Raw genomic sequence first — 25,561 nt, forward strand, 5'->3', positions numbered from 1 at the left:
ATCAAAATTTTACATGTCAATTTATAAAAAAGAAAAAAGATGGCAAAATACCGTCTTTTTTCTATGTTTAAACCGTTTTCAATTGTTCACTTTCATCCTTTTCATCTGGCTGGATGAAAAAGATGACCAAAAATAATGAAATGAGACTACATATGGTCGATAGAATAAAAACGATGGCGTCTCCTTTATCCATCAGAAATGCGTAAATTGGAGGTCCTAAAGCAACACCGATAAACCGCATGCTGCTATAAAATGACGTAATGGTTCCGCACTGCTCTTTTTCAATACCTTCTGTTATCAACGCATCAAGTGCTGGAAGAACAATGCCGATCCCTACGCCGCCAATACTTAAGCAGATAAACAACACGTAAAAACTGTGATTCCACCATAAAAATATATACGAAAGTGATAAAAGAGCCATACCAACGATGAGAAATATCCTCATTTTCCCCTTTTCTTTCCCGATTGTTTTCCCTGCAATGTACGAGCTGATTGATAAGAAAAGAAGCGGGATGCTTAGCAGCAAGCCTTTTTTGACACCCGTTATTTGATACGCTGCCTCTAGATTATCTGATAAATAAAAGAGCACGCCAAAAAGAAGAAACATAATAAAACCGCCAATAGCAAAAATGGCATAAAGCCAGCGCCCTTCATGCTTAAAAATCGTCTTTGTTGATTTTAAAAACTCCTTAAATGTAGGCGGATCTTCCTCTTTCTTTGCGGATTCAACCATAAACAGTACCATCACAAAGCTGATGATTGAAAAGAATGGAATGAACCAAAACGGTACAAACCAAAACCAAGAAGCGAGAAGTGCCCCAATAATAGGACTTAGTACCTTTCCAGCTGTATTAGAAGTTTCAATGGCTCCAAGTCCCGCACTTACCTCTTCATCATCATGAAACAAGTCGCCAATAAACGGCATAACGACAGGTGCTGCCCCAGCTGAGCCAACTCCTTGAAGGACCCTGCCAAATAAAATCCACATGTAGGGTTCTTTCATGATGGTTGAGGCAACAGCTGCCACAGCTCCTCCAAGTCCTGCGATTAAAAGACACGGCAAAAGCACCTTTTTTCGCCCAATTCGGTCAGATAAATAACCGGCAATCGGAATACACAAAATCGCCACAACGGAGTATACCGTAATAATGAGTGACACTTGAAAGGAAGTGATTGAGAGTTTCTTTTCGATCTCTGGTAATACGGGTATTAGCATCGAGTTCCCAAGTGTCATGATTAGAGGCACTGATGATAATGCAATAATATTCTTTTTACTGACTGTTTTCTCGCCCAACATCATTCACCCAATTCTATATGCTGTTACGTATTAGTGTGGCATGTTTCACGGGTTTTATGTATGGGCAAACAAAAAGCAACCGCCTATGGAAGCGACTGCTTTGTTAAAATCGTTTACGTATGACATGGAAGCTGAATTTATCCGCTCGAAAATAATTGAGCGAGTATAAGACCGGCTGATCATCCTGATCATAGTGCATTTGTTTCAGTAAGAGTAACGCTGTTTCTGGGTCACATTCTAGTATCGGTGAAACCTGATCGTGATAACCAATCGGTTCGATGTCTGCCACTGCATATTTAATTCCGCTGTGCGGTTCTCTGCCAAACAGCTCAAAAAGCGATTCTTCCTCATGAGTAAAAGAAGCGGGAAGATGTTTGACCGGAATTTTATCTAAACAATAGACGACTGGCTGTCCATCTGCTGTTCGAACGCGTTCCATTGAAAAAACCTTCTCGGATTCATCACACTGAAAACGAATGACATCATTCTCTGTCGGCTCCCCTTCTTGTGAGGACAAAAAGATGGTACCTGGCGTCATATTGACCTGTTCAATCATTTTTGTGACACTTGTCAGCTGTTCAATGCCAGTAGAAAAAAGCGGTCTTGAGTTGACGAAAGTTCCCACACCATGCCTTCTAATTAAATACTTCTCTTCTTCTAATATACGAAGGGCTTCACGAAGGGTCGCTCTGCTCACGCCTAAAAGCTTTGAGAGCTCAAACTCAGAAGGCAGCTTTTCTTTTTCGGCATATACACCTGTTTGAATATCTTCTTTAATACGGTCAATCACTTTCAAATATAAATGGCGATTGTCTGTTTTGGTCGACATGTTTTCCCTCCGTCTAATCAATGCAAATGATAAGATGAGAAATCTCTATTCCGAGATAAGATGAACATAACTATATCACGTTTTTGCAAATAAATAAATAGTCTGACATCCAGTTAACATAATCAATATATCGTTAACTTAATGTTGGGAAAGCTCTCTTCGAATTATGAAGAGAGCTCGTCATGTTGTTCTTTTGAGAGGAGGACTTCTCTCGGTTTACTGCCTTCATATGGTCCGACAACCCCGCGCTCTTCCATTGCGTCAATAAGACGTGCGGCACGGGTATAACCGATGCGGAACCTCCTTTGCAGCATAGAAACAGAGGCCGTCTGCATGCCAATGATCAGTTCAACTGCTTCATCATATAAGTCGTCGTCCACAGCCCCAAGCTGATCTTGCGTTTCTTCACTCGGGATCATTTCTTCTTGATATTGTGCTTTTTGCTGCGTGATGACATGATCAACGACATGTTCCACTTCTTCATCTGATAAAAAGGCGCCTTGTACACGAACTGGTTTGTTCGCACCGACAGGTAAGAACAACATATCCCCTCTGCCCAGCAATTTTTCTGCGCCTCCCATATCAAGAATGGTCCTTGAATCGGTTTGTGACGATACGCTAAATGCAATGCGGGAAGGGATATTTGCTTTAATGACACCTGTAATGACATCAACCGAAGGCCTTTGTGTAGCAATAATTAAATGAATCCCCGCAGCACGTGCCATTTGAGAAAGCCTTGTAATGGAATCTTCTACATCAGAGGAAGCAACCATCATTAAATCAGCAAGCTCGTCTACAATGACGACAATATAAGGGAGTTCTGGCTGCTTTGCCTCTTCTGATTGATTCATTCGTTTAATGTAATCATTGTACCCTTCAATATTTCTTGTGCCCGTATGAGAAAACAATTCATAACGGCGCTCCATTTCACTAACCACTTTTTTAAGTGCCTGTGAGGCTTTCTTAGGATCAGTCACAACTGGAGCCAACAGATGCGGGATGCCATTATAAACATTTAATTCAACCATTTTCGGGTCAATCATCATCATCTTCACTTCATGAGGTTTTGCTCTCATGAGAATACTTGTGATAATGCCATTGATACATACGCTTTTTCCGCTCCCTGTCGAGCCAGCCACAAGTAAATGCGGCATTTTGTTCATTTCAGCCAGCACAGCTTCACCAGAAATATTTCGGCCCAGTCCGATGAGCAGCTTGGCATTTGGGCGGTCATTTTGTTTCGATTCTAAAACCTCTTTTAAAGAAACCATTGCAATTTCTGCGTTGGGAACTTCAATTCCGATGGCGGATTTACCAGGAATCGGCGCTTCAATTCGAATGTCTTTTGCTGCTAATGCAAGGGCTAAATCATCACTCAAGTTGACGATCTTACTTACCTTCACGCCGACATCAGGGTATACTTCATATTTTGTGACGGCCGGTCCTAAATGAACTTGTGTCACTTTTGCTTTTACACCAAAGCTTTGGAAGGTCTTTTCAAGCTTTCTTGCATTTTCATAAATATTCTTCTTATCTGTTTGCTGACCTGAATGCTGCGGCTCAGCTAAAATATCAAGCGATGGCAGCTCATAATCCTTATTTTCAAGCTCCGTAAACGTCATAGGCGGAGCTTCTTTCGGTTCATCCCCTGTATCATGAGACGGAGTGCCTTGTACAGTTTCTTGAAGAGGATCTGGCTCTTTGACCGGCTGATCTTTTTGAACCGGCGGTGTGAGCATGTCATCTCGATCAGCAAAACTTGAGATAATCGGCTGACGATTGTCAGAAGCCTGCTCTTCTTCCTCGATCAAGATATGATCATGATCTTCTTCGGTCTCTTCTTGCAAGCGTGAACGTTTTTTCTTTTCACTTGTTTTCTGCGCAGGTGCATTCTTTTTCGCCTGCCTTATGCCTTTCATATCTTCAATAAATGCTTTCCACTGCTTCACCAAAAATTGTGATACAGGCAGCGTCACTTTTTTGACCATTTCTTGCAGTGACCGGTTTGTGATCAGCACAATTCCGATCAGCATTAGCACAATGGCCATGATTTGCGACCCTGCTTGTGCAAACAAGAAATAGGCGGCCGCAAATAATACAGCACCGATCATACCGCCTCCTAAATCGGGCGAGCCTGTCTCACCTTTCATATCCATTAAGAATAACTCAAACGTATTTCTGATCACACTTTGAGAGCCTATCACGCCTGCAGTTGAAAGATGCTGAAAAAGCTTCACATGTGACAAAAGCAAGATACTCGCAATGATGCAGTATAAACCTGCTTTTCTTCTTGTCAGTAAATCAGGAATTTGTTTTTTCCAAAAGATCGTCACACCAAAAAGAAATAATCCGATAAGGCAGAGAATAAACCATTCACCTGCAAAGAATCGGAATAGATGTACAAAGGTTTGTCCTACTACACCTAGCTGTAAAATGGCAATGATCGCTATGGCAATACAGACTAACCCATTTAGTTCATATTTCAGTTTTAGCTGTTTATTTTGTTTTTTTCTTGTTTTACGTTTTCTCTTTTTCGCCATACTCATCACCTTACTACAAAAGAAAATATAACCTACGAAAAGATCAGAAAGAAAGCAGCCTGGTTTTGGCTGCATCTTGTTGTAAGTTTTCCCTTTATTATAGCATAGAATCATTCATATGAGTCGGTTTGATTGGTGCCTAAATGTAACTTCAATCGCTTACCTGGTGCAAGCTCCTGATTCAAAAAGTCCATTGGATTTGTACTCATCACTTGAACGATTTCCGCTTCATCTTCTTTCATTTCTACCATCACTGGCACGCCCTGAATGTTTACCTGCTGGAGTTTGCGCTCTCCTTGTTCCTCAGCGTAAATGGCTTCATAAGGCATAGGTGTATATAAAATCATTGGATCAGCCCCTCGTTTTGTGCAGCCCGTTCGCCAATAAGCTCGTTCAGCTTTTTAATCGCTTGTCCAACGCCTCCGACTTCATGCATCAGTCCGTATTCAGCCGCCTCATGGCCAACGACATTTGTCCCGATGTCTCTTGTTAGATTGCCTTTAGAGAACATAAGCTCTTTAAATTTCTCTTCTGTAATGTTTGAGTGACTCGTGACAAAATTAATGACTCTTTCCTGCATTTTATCTAAGTATTCAAAGGTTTGCGGAACACCGATGACTAGACCGGTTAAGCGTACAGGGTGAATGGTCATCGTTGCTGTTTCGGCAATGTATGAATAATCACACGATACGGCGATTGGGACCCCAATAGAGTGACCGCCGCCAAGCACAATGGATACAGTCGGTTTGGATAAAGAAGCGAGCATTTCTGCAATAGCTAGTCCTGCTTCTACATCGCCTCCCACTGTATTTAAAATGATCAGAAGCCCTTCAATTTTTGGGTTTTGTTCAACTGCTACGATTTGTGGAATGACATGTTCGTATTTGGTTGTTTTATTTTGTGGCGGCAGCTGCATGTGCCCTTCAATTTGTCCAATAATAGTCAGGCAATGTATGTTTGTATCTTGTGACAACTGCGGGACGGCTGTTTCACCAAGCTGTTGTATTTTGCTCATAATGCTATCTTTTTCTTCTGGTTTTCGCTCAGGCTGCTGTTCATTCTGTTCGTCCATTTGTCTCCATCCTTTCCTAAAAACTCTCCTCCTATTATGAACAAGATCGTCACATTCCATCCGCATTCATCATGTCACATCAAAAAAGCCCAAAGAGCTTGTGCTCTTTGGGCTTTTCTCATCACACTTCCATAATAATTGGAATGATCATTGGCTTACGTTTTGTTTTTTCATATAGGAATTGATTTAGTACATCGCGCATGGATTGTTTCAGTGTTGACCATTCAACAATTGAGTTTTCCGTTTGCTCTTTCACAATCCCTTTGACCATTTCTGTTGCTTTCACAATCAGCTCTTCGGATTCTCTTACATAAACAAATCCTCTTGTGATGATCTCAGGTCCAGAAATTAATTGTTTCTTTTGTTTATCGAGCGTAATGACCACAATTAAGATGCCATCTTGAGACAATAGGCGTCTATCACGTAAGACAATATTCCCGATATCACCAACGCCAAGACCGTCGATCAAAATGTTCCCTTGATGCACTTTTTCACCGATCTTTACGTTTTGTCCTCTAAATTCTACAACATCGCCTTTATCAATTAAGAAAATGTCGCTTCGTTTCATTCCCACTTCTTCAGCGATACGAGAATGTGCTTTTTGCATGCGATATTCGCCGTTTACAGGAATTAAATACTTCGGCTTCAGTAAGTTCAGCATGAGCTTTAACTCTTCTTGACAGCCATGTCCAGATACATGCACTCGTTTTTGAGCAAAAATCACTTGTGCTCCGCTTCTTGTAAGGAAATCCACCGTTTTTGAATAGGTGAGTTCTTGTCCCGGAAGAGGTGTAGACGCAATCACAACCGTGTCATCTTTTTCAATATGAAGCTGTTTGTGATTTTGTTTCGCCATTTTTGTTAAAGCAGCGAGAGGCTCACCGTGGCTTCCTGCTGTGAGAATGACCACACTGTTTTTCGCCATTTTTTTCACTTCTTGGACTGGAACAAATAATTCTTCGTCTGCTGTCACATAACCAAGTTTGATCGCAAGCTGAAGCGTTGTCATCATATTTTTCCCTGCTACTGCAAGCTTACGGCCATTTTGGTTTGTGGCATTAATGATTTGCTGTACACGGTTAATATTTGATGAAGATACAGCGACAATCACACGGTTTTCAGCATTGTACATCGCATTTGAGATTTCGTCTTGGACGAGCGCCTCAGAAGGTGTATAGCCTGGTTTTTCAGCATTTGCACTGTCTGAAAGAAGTGCTAAAACGCCATTGTTTCCAATTTTCGCAATCTCTCCGATGTCACAGGCTTGGTTAAGCGCTGGGGTTTGATCAAATTTAAAATCACCTGTGCATACGATTGAACCAAGAGATGTTTTGAAGCTGATTCCGACTGAATCAGGAATACTGTGATTCGTTCTAAAGAATGATACCTTTGTTGTTTCAAATGTAATGACTGACTTTGCATGAACCTCTCGCAAATCAGCTTTTTGATTGAAGCCGTATTGCTTTAACTTTTCTCGAAGTAACGCAAGGGTCAGCTTCGTGCCGTAAACTGGTACAGACAATTTACTTAAGCAATGGAATACGCCTCCGATTGCTTCATCATGTCCGTGGGTAAGAAAAATTGCTTTCACCCGATCAGCTCGTTCTGTTAAATAAGAGATATCAGGAATGACCACGTCAATGCCTAGCATTTCGTTTTCTGGATGCATGAGTCCTGCATCTACAACATATATGTCGGAATCAATCTCAATGACATATAAGTTTTTCCCGATTTCTCCAACGCCTCCCAGTGCAATAATTCTTACGTTCTCTGTATTTTTCTTTTTCAAAATTCTTATCCTCCTAGTCTCAAGCCCGTCCATCATCGCTTAATGCTATTATAACTGAATCTAATTTTAGAAAACAAGATGAAGTCACATTTTAAGAAAGTGTTTATGTATAAAAAACGGTCATACTCAGGGACATCTGAGAATGACCGCTTACGAATTTTTTTGTTTTGATCAGCTGTTTAATACGCTGCTTAAATTCAGTCTTTCTTCTTCTGATAAAGGTAAAAGCGGGAGTCGAACGGATCCGACATCTAATCCTTTCAGCTGAAGAGCTGTTTTGACAGGCGTTGGATTTGGCGCTGAGAACAGCTGGTTCATGATCGGCACCAGCTTTTGATGAATCAATGCCGCATTCGCTGTTTGTCCTGAAGCGTAGCTTTTTAACATTTGTTGCATATCAAGGCCTACGATATGAGAAGCCACAGAGACAACTCCTCTTGCACCAATCGCAACCGCAGGAAGCGTTAGGCTGTCGTCACCAGAGTAAACGTCAAAATCTTCTGGTGTCTCTGCAATGATTTTTGTCATGGCATCTAGATCACCGCTTGCTTCTTTGATTGCGACAATGTTCGGTATTTGCGCAAGCTTAATCGTTGTTTCTGGTGCTAATGAAGCAACCGTTCTTCCTGGTACATTGTAAAGCATGACAGGAAGAGATGTAGACTCGGCAATTGCTTTAAAGTGTGCATACATGCCTTCCTGTGATGGCTTGTTGTAGTAAGGTACGACAAGCATCACTGCATCAACGCCCGCTTCTTCTGCTTTTTTCGTTAGTTTAATAGACGCATTTGTGTTATTACTGCCTGTTCCTGCAATGATTTTACAACGACCATTTGCTAATTTCACCGATTGCTGAAAAAGAGCGACTTTTTCTTCAGTCGATAAAGTTGGCGATTCGCCTGTTGTCCCTGCAACGACTAAAGAGTCACTGCCGTTTTTTAACAAGTAATCAATGAGAATTGATAGCTTTTGGAAATCAATGTTGCCCTTTTTATCAAAAGGTGTAATCATAGCTGTTGCGATATTTCCGAAATTCATTTTTTTCACCTCATCATGATTCAATCACATTTATCTTGAAAGTTCAAACACTTCATGAAGGGCATTGACAGCCGCTCTCATGTTTTCTTCGTTCACTAACACCCAAATCGTCGTATGACTGTCAGCGGACTGTAAGATCGGAATATTTTGCTCAGATAGTGCAGATACAATTTTAGATGTGACACCTGGTACACCCATAATGCCTGCTCCAACAGCTGATACCTTTGCACAGTTTGTCGTGACAATCGGCGTATAGCCCAGATCTTTTAGGATCGCCGTTGCTTTTTCAGTCATTGCACCTGTCACCGTATAGACGATTTCGCTCGGTGTAATGTTGAAGAAATCGACACTGATTTGGGCATTTGCCATTGCTTTAAAGACTTCTGTTTGTACGCTGTACTGTCCCTCTTTAGCTGGGACTTTGATTTGTGTGACATCATTGACATGTGCAATCCCCGTAATCAGGCGGTCATACACATCATGACTCATTTTATCTGAGTAGTGTGATGTCACGAGTGTACCCTCATCATCAGAGTATGTTGAACGGACCCTCATTGGTACTTTTGCTTGCATGGCAATTTCAACAGCTCTCGGGTGAATGACTTTTGCCCCTTGGTATGCGAGGTTACAAATTTCTGTGTATGTCACGACTCTCAGTGGTTTTGCATTTTCTACGATACGGGGATCTGCTGTCATGACCCCTTCTACATCTGTAAAAATATCGATGAAATCTGCCTGCAATGCAGCGCCTAACGCAGCAGCTGACGTATCACTGCCGCCTCGTCCGATTGTTGTCACGTCTCCATTTTTTGCAGCGCCTTGGAATCCAGCTACGACAACCACATCATGCTCTGAAAGTGCCGCCTCAAGACGTTCACACTTCATGTCAATAATTTTCGCATTTGTATGTTCTTTATCTGTCACAAAGCCTGCCTGTGATCCAGTCATCGCTACAGCCTTTAGCCCGTTTTCATTCAGCATACTTGAAAACACAACAGCTGAAATATTTTCTCCGCAAGACACGAGTAAATCTTTTTCTCGGTTTGTCATATGCTGCGCATTGCCGTAAAGCAGACCAAGCAGCGTATCTGTCGCATAAGGATCGCCTTTTCGTCCCATCGCAGACACGACAACGACCGATTTATAGCCTTTCTCTTTTGCAGATAAGATATGTGCAAGTGCCCTTTTTCTCCCTTGATCATCTTTGACAGATGTACCGCCAAATTTTTGGACAATTATTTTCACTGTTTTCACTCCAAGTTCATTCTGACGTAACAGAAGAGAGTAGGCGAAAGATGCCTAACTCTCTTCTATTCGTCCTCATCATCCATTGAATGTTAAACTAATTTTAATGCTCGTAAGCTTTCTGCAATTTGAACGGAGTTCCATGCAGCGCCTTTTAGCAGGTTATCAGATACAATCCACATATGGAAGCCATTTGGACGATCCAAATCCTTCCGAATGCGGCCGACAAATACGTCGTTTTTACCAACAGCATCTGCAGGCATTGGATAAATTTGCTGAGACGGATCATCTTGTAATGTGATGCCTGGTGCATCTTTTAGGATGGACTTGATGTCATCAACCGTTGCGTCATTTGATTCAAGTTCAACGTAAACCGATTCTGAATGACCCGTTTCAATTGGTAGTCTCACACATGTTGCTGCTACTTCCAGCTCTGGCAAATGCATGATTTTTTTCGTTTCATTGATCATTTTCATTTCTTCAAATGTATAGCCATTATCTTGGAATTTATCAATTTGCGGAATCGCATTAAAGGCAATTTGATAAGGCATGACTTCTGGTTTCACATCTTCTTTATTTAGAATGGCTTGCGACTGGCTGTACAGTTCGTCAATGGCTTCATGTCCTGCACCTGATACTGCTTGGTAAGTAGACACAATGACTTTTTTCATGCCATACGCTTGACGAAGCGGTTCTAGCGCCGCCACCATTTGAATCGTTGAACAGTTAGGGTTTGCAATGATCCCTTGATGGTCATGCAAATCTTTTTCGTTTACCTCTGGTACGACAAGAGGGGTATTTTCGTCCATACGAAAAGCACTTGTATTATCGACAACAATTGCACCTCGTTTGACTGCTTCAGGAGCTAGCGCTTTGGAAACATTTCCTCCCGCACTGAATAGTGCAATATTGACCCCTTCAAAGCTTTCAGGTGTTGCTTCTTGAACGGTATACTCTTGACCTCTGAATGTCACTTTTGTTCCAGCAGAACGTTTTGAGGATAGTAGGGTAAGTGTATCCATTTCAAAATCTCTGTCAGCTAGTGTTTTTAACATTTGTTGACCGACAGCTCCAGTCGCTCCAACTACAGCTACATGCAATCCTCTTCCCATCAGTAAAACTCCTTCCGACCCATCCATGATTCTTTTCTTTCGGATGGCCATCCTATGACTTTTTACATTTTATTTTACCATAGAAAAGCAAGGCTTGAAGTACCTTTTTTGAATCTTTCATGATTTTCTAGTGAATCTATTATTCGTTTGCTCCAATTAAAATGGGCTGAATTTGTCTATGCTCGAGCGCCTCTTCTACCGTTTTCGTCAGTAGATCCATATGCGCTACCATGGAAGTCGGTTTTTTGAATGGATCATCTTGGCCGAATGGAATAAAGAAAATGTTCTTTGTCGACATGAGTCTCATGAGATTTGTACCATTTAAACCTAATGCATCATTGGTGGAAATGCCTAAAACGACAGGGCGGTGATTACGAATGGTCGCCTTAGCAGCCATTAAGACTGGACTGTCTGTCAGTGCATTTGCAAATTTCGCCATTGAATTGCCTGTTAAAGGTGCAATGACCATACAATCAAGTGGAAGTTTTGGTCCGAGTGGCTCTGCTTTGACGATTGAGTCAATCGCTTGAAATCCTGTCAGCTTCTCAATCCGCTCAATCCAGTCCGCTCCTTCTCCGAATCTCGTATTCGTATTTTGCACCGTATATGACACGACAGGACGCACTTCTGCCCCTTCTTTCACGAGTGATTCGATTTGCGGAAAAACGGCTTCGTACGTGCAGTGAGAACCTGTTAAACCAAAGCCGATTCTTTTCCCTTTTAGTGTAGTCATGATTTCATCCCCCTTTTTTCCTCCGCAAGTTCACATAAGAGCCCAGAAAGCACTTTTGCAATGATCTGCCCGGCTGTCTTTGGTGCCACAATCCCTGGAAGTCCTGGTGCAAGAAGTGCCTTCACTCCATGCTTTTGTGCAAAGTCAAAGTCTGTTCCACCTGGGCGGGAGGCGATATCCAAAATAAGTGTCTTTGGTGTCATGCTGACGATGACAGATGAATCTAATACTAAGCTTGGAATCGTATTGATGATGATGTCGACATCCGTTACTTCATCTTTTAAACGGTCCATTGAAAATGGATCAAGTCCCATCTCAAAGGCTCGCGCTAAATGGGCTGTATCCGCAGCACCAACTTTCACTTCCGCACCTAGCGCCCGAAATGTGCGGGCAATGGTGAGCCCTGTTCGACCAAGTCCGAGAACAGCGACGTGTGACCCATGAATCGTATAGTCCGTTTGCTGAATAGCCATCATGATAATCCCTTCAACTGTTGGAATAGAGTTATATATGGCAATATCATCTCGCTCAAACAGCTTCACAAGCTTCCGGTTCACCTGCTTTGCCATATTGTCTAAGTACATATTAGAAATACCTGAGTACAAGGTACAATGTGCAGGGGTTCTTTCTAAATATTTAGCTTCTAGCACGACCTTCTCATTTGAAAAAACGGTGGCAACGACCCCTTCGTCTGTAGCACCTGATACCGGAAGGATCATACTATCCACTTGTTCAAATGGAAGCTCTGACATTTTCAGCTTTTCAGCACCAATAAATCCATGATCCAGCTGATCAAATCCGACCAAAAACACTTTGGCATGCTGCTGTGACAGCTTGCGAATGATTTCAAGCTGCCTAGCATCTCCCCCGATCACCGCAACCGTTAAACCGCTCAACATACTGACCGTTCACCTTCTTTATTTAAAAAAGTCTGTAATATTTTCCGAATCTCCCTTTCAGCATATGAGGAGAGGATTCAGCCTGTGAACAAATCGGGGAGAGAAAAGAAAAAGAGCACCCTTTTATGATGGGTGCTCTTTTTCCCCATGCGGCTGAAGTTCTTCAGGCACATCGAGAATGATCATATCTGATCCTATTTTTTGAATGTGATTCCACGGAACGCGGATGTCATTTCCTTGTTTTCGAAAGCCAAACCATTTGACGGAAGGTATGATGAGTGCTGTAATTTGACCGTCCTGTTCATTTATTTCAAGGTCGGTTTGTCCAAGCACGCCAAGCCGCTCCGCTCTTTTAATATCGACGATCTCTTTTCCTGACAGCTCACTCAGCCTCAAAATCGCATCACTCCCCTTCCATATCATATATGCAGCAGGGCGGGTGAATAGACCGTCCCGTTCTACACGCACGAATCAAGCCAATCTGTATACCAAACTGGCGTCAGTTGAGTAAAACGCTTATGGTCTGTCAGCATTCTTTCCACTCGATTCACCATGTCTTTTACATGCCCCGGGTCATAGGATAACGTCCAAACAATAGAAGAAAAACAGCTCATGGCTGTATAGATGGAAAAAAGAAGCCAAAAATCATGTGTTGTCTGCGTACTTAAATAGGCATCCAATTGCCCGGCTGAAAATGGAATGCTGTTTTCTCGACTGAATAAAGACAGTTTATAAAAGTCATGAATCGGATCACCCCAGTCGGATTGATCAAAGTCGATCACACCCGCATATTGATGACGTTGTATGATGATATTCCCTACATGAAAATCATCGTGCTGGAACTGGTTTGGTCTCTCTTTTACTGCATCAGCATGTGACTGAATAAAATCTAATACGAACTGATCATGGGAAAAGGCAACTCCACTTGATTGATAGGCATATACATACCGTTCATGTTTCGCTAATACCCGATCATCCCAAGGCGCTACATAGGTAGGGGCATCACAAGTATGCATGATCCTCAAGTCTCTGCCTGCCCGTCTTCCGATTTTATACTGCTCTTCTTCTGTGAGCAGACGAATGGATGCTCTAGCATTCTCTCCTTCAATAAAGGGAAAAATCCGAAAGGTACAGTTTTGTTCAGCACTCACTCCAACCTCCATTACTTCAGAACAAAGAACCCCCCGTTTTTTTAAATTCTGCAGAATGGATGTTTTCTTTTTCAAACTGGCATATTTCTGAATGTCTGATAGCTTGAGTATTAGCTTTTCACTAGGCGTTGTGACCAAAAAGGTACGGTCTCCCGAAAATCCAGATGTCATCGGCTGGAAAGAGATGGCTTGTTTAAGAAGCGGAGATAGCCTTTTCAGTTTTTCATGTTTCATAAACGCAGAGCCCCTTTCTTCTTGATATACAATAAACGGCAGACCTCTTGAGAAGTCTGCCGTTTTGTTTACATTATGATGGCTGATCACCCGTCGGACTAATAAGCGAGAGCGCATAATCTTCTGTAAAGATTCTTTTCGATAAATTGTTCACGCCGTCTAATGAGACGCGATTGATTTCATCAATAATTTCATCAAGCGTACGATGTTTACCAAGGAGTAATTCATTTTTACCATTTCGGCTCATCTTGCTGTTTGTGCTTTCAAGACTGAGCATGAGGTTGCCTTTCATTTGCTCCTTAGAGTTTTCAAGTTCTTTCTGCGTAATTCCCTCACGTTTTAAGACGTCTAATGTTTGTAAGATGGTTTCAGATAGCAGGTTCAGCTGCTTCGCTCCAGTTCCACCATAGATCGTCAGCATTCCATTATCTGCAAATGAACTATGATAGCTGAATACAGAATACGCAAGTCCTTTATCTTCTCTTACGTCTTGGAACAACCGGCTGCTCATGCTACCGCCTAGAACATTATTTAAGACGATTAAGTCATAGATGCCCTGATCTCCAGCAGGAAGTCCGTTAAAGCCCATGCAAAGGTGCGCCTGTTCTGTTTCCTTTTTGCGTGTCAGTTTGTCATAGTGGAATTGCGGGGCTTCGACAGGCTGCTTTTTTCCCTTTCCTTCATACGAGCCAAATAATGTTTCGACCTCACGAATGAAGGTGTCATCGACGTTCCCTGCAACAGAGATGACGACGCGATCCGGCGTATAGAATTCGTCCATATATTTTCGAAGGGAATCACCGTTAAAAGTAGAGAGTGTTTCCTCTGTCCCTAAAATCGGATAACCTAATGAATGATCACCGTAAATGGCTTTGCTTAACAAATCATGAACGATGTCATCAGGAGTATCTTCATACATTTTAATTTCTTCATAGACCACATTTTTTTCTTTCTTCAGCTCTTCTTCGTCAAAAGCAGAGTTGAAAAACATGTCACTCAACACATCGAGGGCATACCCAGCATGTGAATCAAGTACCTTTGCATAATAGCAAGTATATTCTTTTGACGTAAAGGCATTCACTTGACCACCAATGCGGTCAAAGGATTCTGCGATATCACGTGCAGATCTCGTCTTTGTTCCTTTAAAGAACATATGCTCTAAAAAGTGTGAGATCCCATTTACTTCTGGTGTCTCATGTCTAGAACCTGTTCCAATCCAGACGCCAATTGCGACAGACCTTACAGTGGGATTGTTTTCAAGTACAATTCTTACTCCGTTTTGGCATGTATACGTTTTGACCAAGTTTTGCTCCTCCTATTCAACAAACAGATCGCATCACGGGTGTCTTTTTTCACTTAGGAGGTCAGAAACCGTTCCTAGTTCATATCCTCTTTCTTTGATTTGAGTGATAAGTGCGTCAAGACTTCTCGCTGTTGCGTCTGTTGGATGCATTAATATCATCGCCCCATTGTGAATTTTCCCAAGCACTCGTTTTTGTAATACAGCTGGTGATGGTTTTTGCCAGTCGATCGTGTCTACTGTCCACATAATGGTTTCCATTCCTTCTTGTTTCGCAAGCTTTACTGTTTCTTCTTTAAAGCTGCCACTTGGAGGCGCAAACCATATTGGTTTTTTCCCAAGGGATTCTTCAATTTGGCGATTTGTTTTAATCATCTGCTCTAATGCTCGTTCTCTTGTCAGTGTGCGCATATCCGGGTGATTGTATGAATGATTTCCAATTTCATGACCATCTGCCACGATTTTTTTAGCAAGGTCTGGACTGTTTTTCACCCATTTGCCTTCTAAGAAAAAGGTTGCCTTCACTTGATGCTTTTCTAGTGTATTCAACATCTTTGTTAAATGCTCGTCGCCCCAAGCTACATTGATCAGGAATGCATTCATCTTTTTGTCTGGATGTCCCTTATAGATAGGTTCAGCACCAAGTTCATGCAAATGGACAGATGGTTTTGTTTCTTTAAAAACAAGCAGCTTTTCATCGAAAGAGCCCTGTTTTTTCATTTTTTCGTAAGAAGCATCGATATCGACTGTCTGTCCATTTAAACCAGGCATCTTTTTCCACACTTTATCAATCTTAGCATTTTGCGGCTTCTCTTCATAGTCAGAAGACTTCGATTCGATCTCTTGATACAGAATATCTTTTGAAACAGATGCTACCTCGGCGTGCTCTTTCATTGAATTCATATATGTAACAGCAGCCGGCTGCTTCATCGTTTGATATGACACGAGCAGTAAAAATACAAACACAAAGAATGGTATCGTTTTGTTCAATGGTTGTCCCTCCCCTTTACCACAAATTATGATGGGGAGAAACAAGCTAGAACTATTGTTACGCGCAAGAAAAGAAAGAAGCCTGGCACGGATACCTGGCTTCTAACACATTTTATTTGTTCTCATTAAGACTGCTTTTCTTCTTTTTCCTTTTCTTCACGTAAAACAGCTTTACGGGAAAGGTTTACACGGCCTTGTTTATCGATCTCAGTGACTTTGACGAGTAGTTCGTCACCAATCTTCACGACATCTTCTACTTTGCCAACACGTTCAAGTGCAAGCTCAGAAATATGAACAAGTCCATCTTTGCCGCTGAAGATTTCAAGGAAGGCACCGAATTTTTCAATTCGTTTTACTTTACCTAAGTAAAGTTGGCCAACTTCAACTTCTCTGACAAGATCTTCAATGATTTTCTTCGCTTTTTGGTTCATGTCTTCTTCAGTAGAAGAGATAAAGATTGTACCGTCTTGTTCAATATCAATTTTCACACCGGTATCTTCAATGATTTTATTGATTTGTTTACCGCTTGGTCCAATGACATCGCGAATTTTATCTGGATTGATTGTCATCGTTAAGATTTTTGGTGCATAACGTGACAATTCTCCTCTAGAAGCTGGAATAGTTGACAGCATGCTATCTAAAATTTCCATTCTTCCTTTTTTCGCTTGTTGAAGTGCTTCTTCTAAAATGTCTTTTGATAGACCATCGATTTTAATGTCCATTTGAAGCGCTGTTACACCTTTAGATGTACCTGCTACTTTAAAGTCCATGTCTCCAAGTGCATCTTCCATTCCTTGAATGTCTGTCAGCACGGTGTAGTATTCACCAGATTTAACAAGTCCCATTGCAATCCCTGCAACTGGTGCTTTAATTGGAACACCTGCATCCATCATCGCAAGTGTGCTCGCACAAATACTTGCTTGTGAAGTAGAACCGTTTGATTCTAACACCTCAGACACAAGGCGAACCGTATAAGGGAAATCTTTTTCAGATGGAATGACTGGCTCTAATGCACGTTCGCCTAGCGCACCATGTCCAATCTCACGACGGCCTGGACCACGCATTGGGCCGGTCTCACCAACACTGAATTGCGGGAAGTTATAATGGTGCATGAATCGCTTAGACTCTTCAACACCAAGACCATCAAGAATCTGTACATCACCAAGTGCACCTAATGTACAAATACTGAGTGCCTGTGTTTGGCCTCTTGTAAACAATCCTGAACCGTGCGTTCTTGGAAGAAGTCCTACTTCTGAAGAAAGTGGACGGATTTGATCAACGCCGCGTCCATCTGGACGTACCTTCTCTTCAGTAATAAGGCGGCGAACTTCGTTTTTCACAAGCTTGTTTAAGACATCCTTCGCTTGTTTAATCGTTGCTTCGTCACGCTCTTCTTCTTCAAATTTTTGAACGACAGCTTTTTTCACAGCACTGATAGCATCTTCACGAGCATGCTTCTCATGTACTTGAATCGCTTTCAGTAGATCCGCTTCAGCAAGTTGTTTTACTTCCTCTGCTAATGCTTGATCGACTTCATATAAAGGAATATCGATTTTTTCTTTACCGACAGCTTTTACAATTTCTTCTTGGAATTCGATTAAGCGTTTGATCTCTTGATGGCCGTACATGATGGCTTCAAGCATTGTTTCTTCTGGTACTTCATCAGCACCAGCCTCTACCATGTTGATTGCATCTTTTGTTCCAGCTACAACAAGGTTGATATCGCTTTGTTCAAGCTGCTCAACATTTGGGTTGATGATGAGCTTTCCATCTACTCGTCCTACTGTCACGCCAGCGATTGGTCCCTCAAATGGAATGTCAGACACACATAAAGCTAAAGATGAGCCAAACATTGCAGCCATTTCAGATGAACAATCTTGATCCACACTCATGACAATACTAATGACTTGTACTTCATTTCTAAATCCGTCTGCAAATAGTGGACGGATCGGTCTGTCAATTAAGCGGCTCGCAAGGATTGCTTTTTCACTTGGGCGGCCTTCTCTTTTAATGAAACCACCAGGAATTTTACCAACTGCATATAATCTTTCTTCGTAGTTTACAGTGAGCGGGAAAAAATCAAGTGGTTTTGGTTCTTTAGAAGCTGTTGCTGAGCTAAGCACAGCCGTATCTCCGTAGCGTACGAGAACCGCTCCGTTTGCTTGCTTTGCAAGCTGACCAGTTTCAACTGTCAGTTGACGTCCAGCCCAGTCTATGGTGAAGACTTGTTTCTCTTGTCCCATTCTGAGATAAACTCCTCTCTTGTCGTAAAGTTTTTAGGTTATTTCTTATTATGAACAAAATGATTTTCACATATCAATGTGAAAGCTGTATGTAGAAGGGTTTTTGCCATTCTTTCAACATTTTAACCATAAAATATTAGTGATTATACGATAAAAAAGCGGGAATCCTCCCGCTTTTTACGATTATCGACGTAAGCCTAGTTTGTTAATTAACTCACGGTAACGAGTTACGTCTTTATTACGTAGATACGTAAGAAGATTACGACGTCTACCTACCATTTTCAAAAGACCGCGACGTGAGTGGTGATCTTTCTTATGAGTACGTAAATGCTCGTTCAAGTTGTTAATTGATTCTGTTAGGACAGCGATCTGAACTTCTGGAGATCCAGTATCAGATTCGTGTGTTTTGAACTCATTAATTAATTGAGTTTTACGCTCTTGAGTAATAGCCATCCTGTTTCACCTCCAAATCATGTTAGCCCCATCTACCTCGCAACCGTCGGTGAAGTCGGCCTGCCAAGTAAGTGGTTTTAAAGCTACAGGAATTATCATACTAAAAATATGCCGATTTTGCAAATGATAGAGCGGTTTTTCTGCGATTTTTTTGTTTAATGAAGATGATTTTGAAAAAACTGAATCGCTTCTTCTTTATCTTGACTAATTTGAGCCGTTAATTCTTGGATACCGTTAAATTTTTGTTCACTGCGAATCCGTTTGTACCACTGTAATTTAATCGGTTCACCATAAATTTCTTCGTTAAAATCAAAAAGGTTCACTTCAATCGCAGGCTGATCAGGACGTTTTTCATAAAATGTTGGTTTGTAGCCAACGTTACAAACACCGTCATACACCTTGCCTTTCACTTCCGCTCTCACTGCATATACGCCTGTTGGCGGGATGATGTATTCAGCAGACAAACCAACATTGGCGGTTGGAAAGCCAATCGTGCGTCCTCGTTTATCTCCATGAATCACAATGCCGCGCAGCTGATACGGTTTCCCTAAAAGCTCACTCACATATTCAACGTCTCCATTTTTCAATGCGGAACGTATCAGGGTTGAGCTGACTTTCCGGTCTTGGTTGGAAAGCTTAGGTACAATGGTCGCAGCAATCCGCCCTTTCCCGTATTCATCAAACGTTTCCATTGTGCCTGCGCCAAACCGGCCGAATGTAAAATCGAACCCAGCGACTGCATGCTTCACATTCAGTTCGTCCAAATATTGATCGACAAACTCTTGAGGAGACAGTGCTGCAAAGCTTTCGCTGAATTGCACAATGTATAAGTAGTCAGCACCTAATTGTTCGATAAAATCAATCTTATCCTCAAGCGGTGTGATTAAGTCTTTTGGTTCACGTGCTTTTTGCAGAACATGTGATGGATGCGGATGAAAAGTCATGACAGCTAGAGCTAAACCCTCTTTTTCCGCAATGTTTTTCGCTGCATCAATCACTTTTTGGTGTCCGAGGTGAACACCGTCAAAATACCCTAAAGCCATCACAGACGGGACTTGATCCTTTTGATTCAATGTATGTGGGTGTGAAATATGTATAGTCTTCACGAGATGGTCACCTTTTCTTTAAGATTGCTTGTCCTGTGATAAAATCTTCGCCGGCTTCATCAGGTTCTGTTTGGTCGGGTGCTTCATATAAATCGCCATACAACGGCCTGAAGGAGCAAAGACAGCGACACGATCTTCCTCTGCAAAATGAGCAAATTCATCAGGCATAGGTAGGACTGCACCGTTTTCCACTTTACTTGCTAATGTATCATTTATCTCCCATTTCGGCAAATGATTGAGCGCACGCTCGATCGGCACAAGATGTTCCTCAACCGTTCCTTTCTCGCTGATCTCCCGCAATTCATCAAGAGTGATACATTCATCTAACGTAAAGTCACCAGATCCTATGCGAATGAGGTGAGACATGTGGGCTGGAAACCCAAGTTTTTTTCCGATATCGACGGCTAACGTTCTCACATATGTGCCTTTTGAACACAGTACGGTGAATCTAAATGATACTTTACCATTTTCAAATGTGACAGGTGTTGTCCGCTTGATGCGATGAATGGTAATTTCACGGCTTGGACGTTCAATTTCAATGCCTTGCCTCGCATATTCATAGAGCTTTTTTCCGCCAATTTTTACAGCAGAAAACATCGGAGGGATCTGTTCAATGGTTCCTTCAAATTGTTTCAACGCAGCATCAATGTCATCTTCTGACATCGGTACCGGCACCTTTTTTTCTTCTACTACTTCACCTGTTTGGTCTTCTGTCGTTGTAGAAAATCCAATGGTGATTTCCGCATCATACGTTTTCGATTTATCTGTTAAGTACTCCACAATTTTTGTCGCTCGTCCAATACAAATAGGCAGAACACCTGAAACCTCTGGATCGAGTGTCCCTGTATGTCCCACTTTTTTTGTGTGTAAAATCTTTCTCACTTTAAACACACAGTCGTGAGAGGTCATGCCTCTTTCTTTATGTAATAAAAGAACACCGTTTTGCACCTGCGTTCTCTCCTTTCATAAACGATGAAAAAGGACAGACGATCATCGCCTATCCTTATTTCAACGTCTTATTCGTGATCTTTTGTGTTTAGTTCAGCAATCAGGCTTTCAATTCGGTTACCGTAGTCTACAGACTCATCGAATTCAAAGTGAAGCTCTGGTGTTTTGCGAAGTCTGATTCGATTGCCAATTTCAGAGCGGATATACCCTTTCGCCTTTGCAAGGCCTTTTAAGGTTTCCTCTCTTTTCTTCTCGTCGCCAAGAACAGAAATATAGACTTTAGCAATTTGCAAATCACCGGATACTTCAACATCCGTTACAGTCAAAAAGCCGATTCTTGGATCTTTTAGCTTTCTGCCAAGGATGTCGCCTAATTCTTTTTTCATTTGCTCACCCACACGGGTTGCTCTCATACTCATGATCTTATCACCTCTAATTAAAACCACTCAGTTTTCGTGATCGTTCGTTCAATTTCCGGAAAAGAATCAATAAAGCTTAACACACGCTGAAGTTCCTTTTCCACTTGAACCCGGGAGGAGGAAATGACGGCGATTCCGATCGAAGTACGCTGCCATGTATCCTGATAGTCCATTTCAGCAATGGTCACATTGAATTTATGGCGCGTTCTTGTCATGATACGCTGCAGAACCGCACGTTTTTCCTTCAGTGAGGATGCATCATAGATCATACACTCACACTCGGTATAACCGATCATTTTCTTTCGATTTCTTGCATAACGAATGATTCCATGACATCACCTTCACGGATATCATTGTATTTCTTAATGGTAATACCACATTCATAGCCTTGTGAAACTTCTTTCACATCGTCTTTGAATCGTTTTAATACGTCGACTTCACCTTCAAAGATGACGACGCCATCACGAATTAAGCGGATACCACTGTCTCTAGTAATGGTACCTTCAGTGACATAGCCACCAGCAATTGTACCGATTTTTGAAACTTTGAACGTTTGACGAACTTCAACTTGACCGATGACTTTTTCTTCATATTCAGGGTCAAGCATCCCTTTCATCGCAGCTTCAATTTCATCGATGACTTTGTAGATGATGCGGTGTAAGCGGATATCTACGTTTTCTGTTTCAGCTGTGCTCTTCGCATTGCCATCAGGACGTACGTTAAATCCAATCACGATCGCATTAGAAGCACTTGCTAAAATGATATCAGATTCTGTAATCGCTCCAACACCCGTATGGATGATTTTCACTTTTACGCCTTCTACTTCAATTTTTTGAAGAGCTGCCGTCAGTGCTTCAGCAGAACCTTGTACGTCTGCTTTTACGATTAAGTTGATATCTTTCACATCACCTTGTTTGATTTGCTCAAATAGGTCATCGAGAGATAATTTCGCTTTGTCTGAACGCTGTTCATCAAGTTGTTTAGACGCACGCGCCTCACCGACTTGACGAGCTGTTTTTTCATCTTTGAATACGAGGAACTGATCCCCTGCATGCGGTACATCATTTAAACCAGTGATTTCAACAGGTGTAGATGGTCCTGCAGTTTTTACGCGGCGTCCGATGTCATTGACCATTGCACGTACACGGCCAAATGTATTTCCGACAACGATTGGGTCACCTACTTGAAGTGTACCAGTTTGAACGAGAAGGGTTGCAACAGAACCTCTTCCTTTATCAAGCTCAGCCTCGATCACAGTTCCTTTTGCCGCACGATTTGGGTTGGCTTTTAGTTCTGCTACTTCGCTGACAAGAAGGATCATTTCGATCAATTCGTCAATGCCTTCACCTGTTTTTGCAGATAAAGGAACGAAAATGGTTTCGCCGCCCCAAGCCTCAGGTACAAGACCATGCTCAGTTAATTCCTGCATCACGCGGTCAGGGTTCGCTGTTGGTTTGTCAATTTTATTGACAGCCACAATGATTGGCACCTCTGCCGCTTTTGCGTGGTTGATCGCTTCAATCGTTTGCGGCATGACACCGTCATCTGCTGCAACGACCAAGATCGTCGTATCTGTTACTTCAGCACCACGTGCTCGCATCGTAGTAAAAGCTGCGTGTCCTGGTGTATCAAGGAACGTGATTTTCTTACCGTTTTCTTCAATTTGGTATGCACCAATATGCTGCGTAATTCCACCCGCTTCCCCTTCAACAACTTTCGTTTTACGAATGCTGTCAAGAAGCGTTGTTTTCCCGTGGTCAACGTGTCCCATGATCGTTACGACTGGAGGGCGTACTTGCATATCTTCTTCTTTATCTTCAACTTCATACTTTTCAAGTTCAGTTTCTTCTAAAATGATGACTTCTTCTACTGGAACACCATATTCAGAAGCAATTAATTCGACTGTATCTTTGTCGAGCTCTTGGTTGATCGTAGCCATAACACCAAGCATCATCAGTTTTTTGATGATTTCAGCAGTTTCTTTGCCAAGCTCGTCAGCAAGCTGACCGACTGTCATTGAATTTGTAAATTCAATTTTTTCAGGAAGCTCTTTTTTCGGCTTCACAGGTCTTGCTTGCTGATGCTGCGCCTTGTTGTTGCCGCCACGTTTATTTTTGTTTTTGTTTTGGTTGTTGTTTTTTTTGTTTTTATTAAATTGATTATTCTGCACGTCATTCTTCTTTCTATCATTGTTTTTGTTAGATGATTGTTTTTTTTGTTCTGCGGGTTTCTCGTTAGCTGTCTCTTTTGCTTTGGCTTTTTTATAGATAGCGTCTAGCTTTTTCACAGTGTCGTCTTCAAGCGTCGCCATGTGGTTGTTCACTTCCACGTTCATATCCTTAAGCGCTGCTATAATATCTTTACTTGAAACATCTATGGCTTTTGCGTATTCATATACTCTCACTTTAGCCATTCGTTCACCCCCAAATAAATTAATCGAGCAAGCTTATGAGCTTCTTAGCGAAGCCTTGGTCAGTGACAGCGACAACTACGCGAGCTTCCTTCCCTATAGAACGTCCGAGAACGGAACGGTCTTCAACTTTTCTAACCGGAACATTGTAAAATTTGCATTTGTCAGATACCTTTTTCTCTGTGTTGGATGAGGCATCTGCTGCAAGAAGAACCAGCTTAGCACGCGCATGTCTAATTTCTTTGATCACCAGATCTTCTCCTGACACGACTTTACGAGCTCGATTTGCTAGACCAAGCAAAGGATACCATTCAGATTCAGTCATTAGGTTTTTTCACCTTTTCAGCTAGTTCTAGTAATTCTTCAAAAATGTGTTCGTCAATCTGTGTCTGAAATTGCTGCTGTAAACTACGTTTGTTCTTCGCCGCAAGAATGGTTTCTTTATCGAGAGAAAGGTAAGCGCCGCGCCCGTTCATTTTTCCGGTTGCGTCAACAGACACTTCCCCTTCTTTTGAACGAACAACGCGAATCAGTTCTTTCTTTGGTTTCATTTCTCCCGTCACGACGCATTTTCTAAGCGGGATTTTTTTTCGGCTTTTCACCTTTTATATCACCTCTTATTCGTCAGATTCCTCAGCTACTGGTTCAGCCTCTAAGAAAAGAGATTCAGAGTCTTCAGTTCTTGGGAAAATACCGAGTTCTCTTGCATCTGTTTCGCTTTTAATGTCAATCTTCCAGCTCGTTAATTTCGCTGCAAGACGCGCATTTTGACCTCTTTTACCAATGGCTAATGACAGCTGATAATCAGGGACAATGACAGTTGTCGCCTTATCTTCTTCATTTACAATGACATCAAGAACTTTTGATGGACTTAACGCATTGGCAACAAATTCAACCGGGTCATTTGACCAATGAACAATGTCAATTTTTTCGCCTTTCAGCTCATTGACAATTGCTTGTACACGCTGACCTTTAGGTCCTACACAAGAACCAACTGGATCAACATCAGGATCATCTGTACGAACAGATATTTTAGAACGGTCCCCTGCTTCTCTAGCGACAGATTTAAGCTCTACAGTACCATCATAAATTTCTGGCACTTCGATTTCAAATAAACGCTTTAAAAGACCTGGGTGTGTTCTTGATACATAAATTTGTGGTCCTTTTGTTGTTTTTTCTACTTTCGTAATGAACACTTTAATGCGGTCATGTGGTTTGTAGTCCTCATTTGGCATTTGTTCATTGACCGGAAGAAGGGCTTCGATTTTGCCAAGTGACACGTAAATGAATTTACTGTCAATTCGCTGAACGATTCCCGTCATGATGTCTTCCTCACGATCGATAAACTCAGTGTAAATCACACCTCGCTCTGCTTCTCTCACTCGCTGCGTCACGACTTGTTTCGCTGTCTGAGCTGCAATGCGTCCGAAATCTTTTGGTGTGACTTCAATTTCAACGACGTCACCAACCATGTAATTCGGGTTGATATTTGCTGCATCATCTACAGAGATTTCAAGGCGAGAATCATACACTTCATCTACAACATCTTTTCTTGCGAATACGCGAATCGTTCCCGTTTCACGGTTCAAATCAACACGCACATTTTGTGCTTGATTAAAATTACGCTTGTATGCAGAAATGAGTGCAGCTTCTATCGCTTCAATAATAATTTCTTTACTAATGCCCTTCTCTTTCTCAAGAACAGTCAGGGCATCTAACAACTCACTACTCATTTTTATGGTTCCCCCTTATA

At 41.8% G+C, this 25,561-nt stretch carries 25 protein-coding genes; all 25 read right to left on the reverse strand.

The window, feature by feature from the left end:
• Window positions 1-67: 67 nt before the first annotated feature.
• The 25 genes from bcbE to nusA all read right to left on the reverse strand — a co-directional run bounded on the left by bcbE (window position 68) and on the right by nusA (window position 25,541).
• Window positions 68-1,297 (reverse strand): bacillibactin exporter BcbE, encoded by a 1,230-nt coding sequence (gene bcbE, locus EBQ12_RS01060; protein ID WP_234915753.1) that lies wholly within the window; start codon window positions 1,295-1,297, stop codon window positions 68-70.
• Between the two features lie 103 nt (window positions 1,298-1,400).
• On the reverse strand, window positions 1,401-2,126 hold the full coding sequence (locus EBQ12_RS01065; protein ID WP_008344706.1) for a GntR family transcriptional regulator: 726 nt from the start codon (window positions 2,124-2,126) through the stop codon (window positions 1,401-1,403).
• Window positions 2,127-2,290: 164 nt separating this feature from the next.
• Window positions 2,291-4,666, reverse strand: coding sequence for an FtsK/SpoIIIE family DNA translocase (locus tag EBQ12_RS01070; RefSeq protein ID WP_125588855.1), 2,376 nt, complete (start codon window positions 4,664-4,666; stop codon window positions 2,291-2,293).
• Between the two features lie 110 nt (window positions 4,667-4,776).
• The gene (locus tag EBQ12_RS01075) at window positions 4,777-5,013 is read right to left on the reverse strand and encodes a YlzJ-like family protein (RefSeq protein ID WP_008344712.1); all 237 of its coding nucleotides are present in this window, start codon (window positions 5,011-5,013) and stop codon (window positions 4,777-4,779) included.
• Window positions 5,010-5,738, reverse strand: a complete 729-nt coding sequence (locus EBQ12_RS01080; protein ID WP_008344713.1) for a ClpP family protease — start codon at window positions 5,736-5,738, stop codon at window positions 5,010-5,012. The genes EBQ12_RS01075 and EBQ12_RS01080 overlap by 4 nt, the downstream gene beginning before the upstream one ends.
• A gap of 121 nt (window positions 5,739-5,859) precedes the next feature.
• Window positions 5,860-7,527 (reverse strand): ribonuclease J2, encoded by a 1,668-nt coding sequence (gene rnjB / locus EBQ12_RS01085; RefSeq protein WP_008344715.1) that lies wholly within the window; start codon window positions 7,525-7,527, stop codon window positions 5,860-5,862.
• Window positions 7,528-7,698: 171 nt separating this feature from the next.
• Window positions 7,699-8,565: a 4-hydroxy-tetrahydrodipicolinate synthase gene (dapA, locus tag EBQ12_RS01090; protein ID WP_019744174.1), complete on the reverse strand. Its 867-nt coding sequence runs from the start codon at window positions 8,563-8,565 to the stop codon at window positions 7,699-7,701.
• 30 nt (window positions 8,566-8,595) lie between these two features.
• The gene (dapG, locus tag EBQ12_RS01095; RefSeq protein ID WP_019744173.1) at window positions 8,596-9,810 is read right to left on the reverse strand and encodes an aspartate kinase; all 1,215 of its coding nucleotides are present in this window, start codon (window positions 9,808-9,810) and stop codon (window positions 8,596-8,598) included.
• Window positions 9,811-9,902: 92 nt separating this feature from the next.
• A complete protein-coding gene (gene asd, locus EBQ12_RS01100; RefSeq protein WP_041090413.1) occupies window positions 9,903-10,922 on the reverse strand; it encodes an aspartate-semialdehyde dehydrogenase in 1,020 nt (339 codons plus the stop codon).
• A 139-nt stretch (window positions 10,923-11,061) separates the two neighbouring features.
• Entirely contained in the window at window positions 11,062-11,655 is a 594-nt protein-coding gene (gene dpaB / locus EBQ12_RS01105; protein WP_008344723.1) for a dipicolinate synthase subunit B, read from the reverse strand.
• Window positions 11,652-12,554 (reverse strand): dipicolinic acid synthetase subunit A, encoded by a 903-nt coding sequence (gene dpaA, locus EBQ12_RS01110; RefSeq protein ID WP_007499517.1) that lies wholly within the window; start codon window positions 12,552-12,554, stop codon window positions 11,652-11,654. The genes dpaB and dpaA overlap by 4 nt, the downstream gene beginning before the upstream one ends.
• A gap of 123 nt (window positions 12,555-12,677) precedes the next feature.
• Complete coding sequence (locus tag EBQ12_RS01115) at window positions 12,678-12,950, reverse strand: YlmC/YmxH family sporulation protein (RefSeq protein ID WP_008344726.1); 273 nt, start codon at window positions 12,948-12,950, stop codon at window positions 12,678-12,680.
• A 62-nt stretch (window positions 12,951-13,012) separates the two neighbouring features.
• Window positions 13,013-13,939 carry an aminoglycoside phosphotransferase family protein gene (locus EBQ12_RS01120; RefSeq protein ID WP_125588857.1) on the reverse strand — a complete coding sequence of 309 codons (927 nt, stop codon included), beginning with the start codon at window positions 13,937-13,939 and terminating at the stop codon, window positions 13,013-13,015.
• A 73-nt stretch (window positions 13,940-14,012) separates the two neighbouring features.
• Window positions 14,013-15,242 carry a M16 family metallopeptidase gene (locus EBQ12_RS01125; protein WP_007499520.1) on the reverse strand — a complete coding sequence of 410 codons (1,230 nt, stop codon included), beginning with the start codon at window positions 15,240-15,242 and terminating at the stop codon, window positions 14,013-14,015.
• 33 nt (window positions 15,243-15,275) lie between these two features.
• A complete protein-coding gene (locus tag EBQ12_RS01130) occupies window positions 15,276-16,169 on the reverse strand; it encodes a polysaccharide deacetylase family protein (protein WP_223255630.1) in 894 nt (297 codons plus the stop codon).
• A 185-nt stretch (window positions 16,170-16,354) separates the two neighbouring features.
• Window positions 16,355-18,472 (reverse strand): polyribonucleotide nucleotidyltransferase, encoded by a 2,118-nt coding sequence (pnp, locus tag EBQ12_RS01135; RefSeq protein WP_007499522.1) that lies wholly within the window; start codon window positions 18,470-18,472, stop codon window positions 16,355-16,357.
• A gap of 183 nt (window positions 18,473-18,655) precedes the next feature.
• The gene (rpsO, locus tag EBQ12_RS01140) at window positions 18,656-18,925 is read right to left on the reverse strand and encodes a 30S ribosomal protein S15 (protein ID WP_008354438.1); all 270 of its coding nucleotides are present in this window, start codon (window positions 18,923-18,925) and stop codon (window positions 18,656-18,658) included.
• A gap of 155 nt (window positions 18,926-19,080) precedes the next feature.
• Window positions 19,081-20,031, reverse strand: a complete 951-nt coding sequence (ribF, locus tag EBQ12_RS01145) for a bifunctional riboflavin kinase/FAD synthetase (protein WP_125588861.1) — start codon at window positions 20,029-20,031, stop codon at window positions 19,081-19,083.
• A gap of 18 nt (window positions 20,032-20,049) precedes the next feature.
• Window positions 20,050-20,979 (reverse strand): tRNA pseudouridine(55) synthase TruB, encoded by a 930-nt coding sequence (gene truB / locus EBQ12_RS01150; protein WP_046343552.1) that lies wholly within the window; start codon window positions 20,977-20,979, stop codon window positions 20,050-20,052.
• 68 nt (window positions 20,980-21,047) lie between these two features.
• The gene (gene rbfA, locus EBQ12_RS01155) at window positions 21,048-21,398 is read right to left on the reverse strand and encodes a 30S ribosome-binding factor RbfA (protein ID WP_007499525.1); all 351 of its coding nucleotides are present in this window, start codon (window positions 21,396-21,398) and stop codon (window positions 21,048-21,050) included.
• 17 nt (window positions 21,399-21,415) lie between these two features.
• Window positions 21,416-21,694, reverse strand: a complete 279-nt coding sequence (locus tag EBQ12_RS01160) for a DUF503 domain-containing protein (protein WP_017359071.1) — start codon at window positions 21,692-21,694, stop codon at window positions 21,416-21,418.
• On the reverse strand, window positions 21,691-23,811 hold the full coding sequence (infB, locus tag EBQ12_RS01165) for a translation initiation factor IF-2 (protein ID WP_007499526.1): 2,121 nt from the start codon (window positions 23,809-23,811) through the stop codon (window positions 21,691-21,693). Before infB ends, EBQ12_RS01160 begins: the two co-directional genes overlap by 4 nt.
• A gap of 19 nt (window positions 23,812-23,830) precedes the next feature.
• Window positions 23,831-24,133 carry a YlxQ family RNA-binding protein gene (locus EBQ12_RS01170; protein ID WP_007499528.1) on the reverse strand — a complete coding sequence of 101 codons (303 nt, stop codon included), beginning with the start codon at window positions 24,131-24,133 and terminating at the stop codon, window positions 23,831-23,833.
• Window positions 24,126-24,410 (reverse strand): RNase P modulator RnpM, encoded by a 285-nt coding sequence (gene rnpM, locus EBQ12_RS01175; protein ID WP_008344742.1) that lies wholly within the window; start codon window positions 24,408-24,410, stop codon window positions 24,126-24,128. The genes EBQ12_RS01170 and rnpM overlap by 8 nt, the downstream gene beginning before the upstream one ends.
• Before the next feature lie 15 nt (window positions 24,411-24,425).
• Window positions 24,426-25,541, reverse strand: coding sequence for a transcription termination factor NusA (gene nusA, locus EBQ12_RS01180; protein WP_007499530.1), 1,116 nt, complete (start codon window positions 25,539-25,541; stop codon window positions 24,426-24,428).
• Window positions 25,542-25,561 lie beyond the last annotated feature (20 nt).

This window comes from Bacillus sp. 2B09 (assembly GCF_003946835.1).
GTDB classification, from domain to species: domain Bacteria; phylum Bacillota; class Bacilli; order Bacillales; family Bacillaceae; genus Bacillus; species Bacillus altitudinis.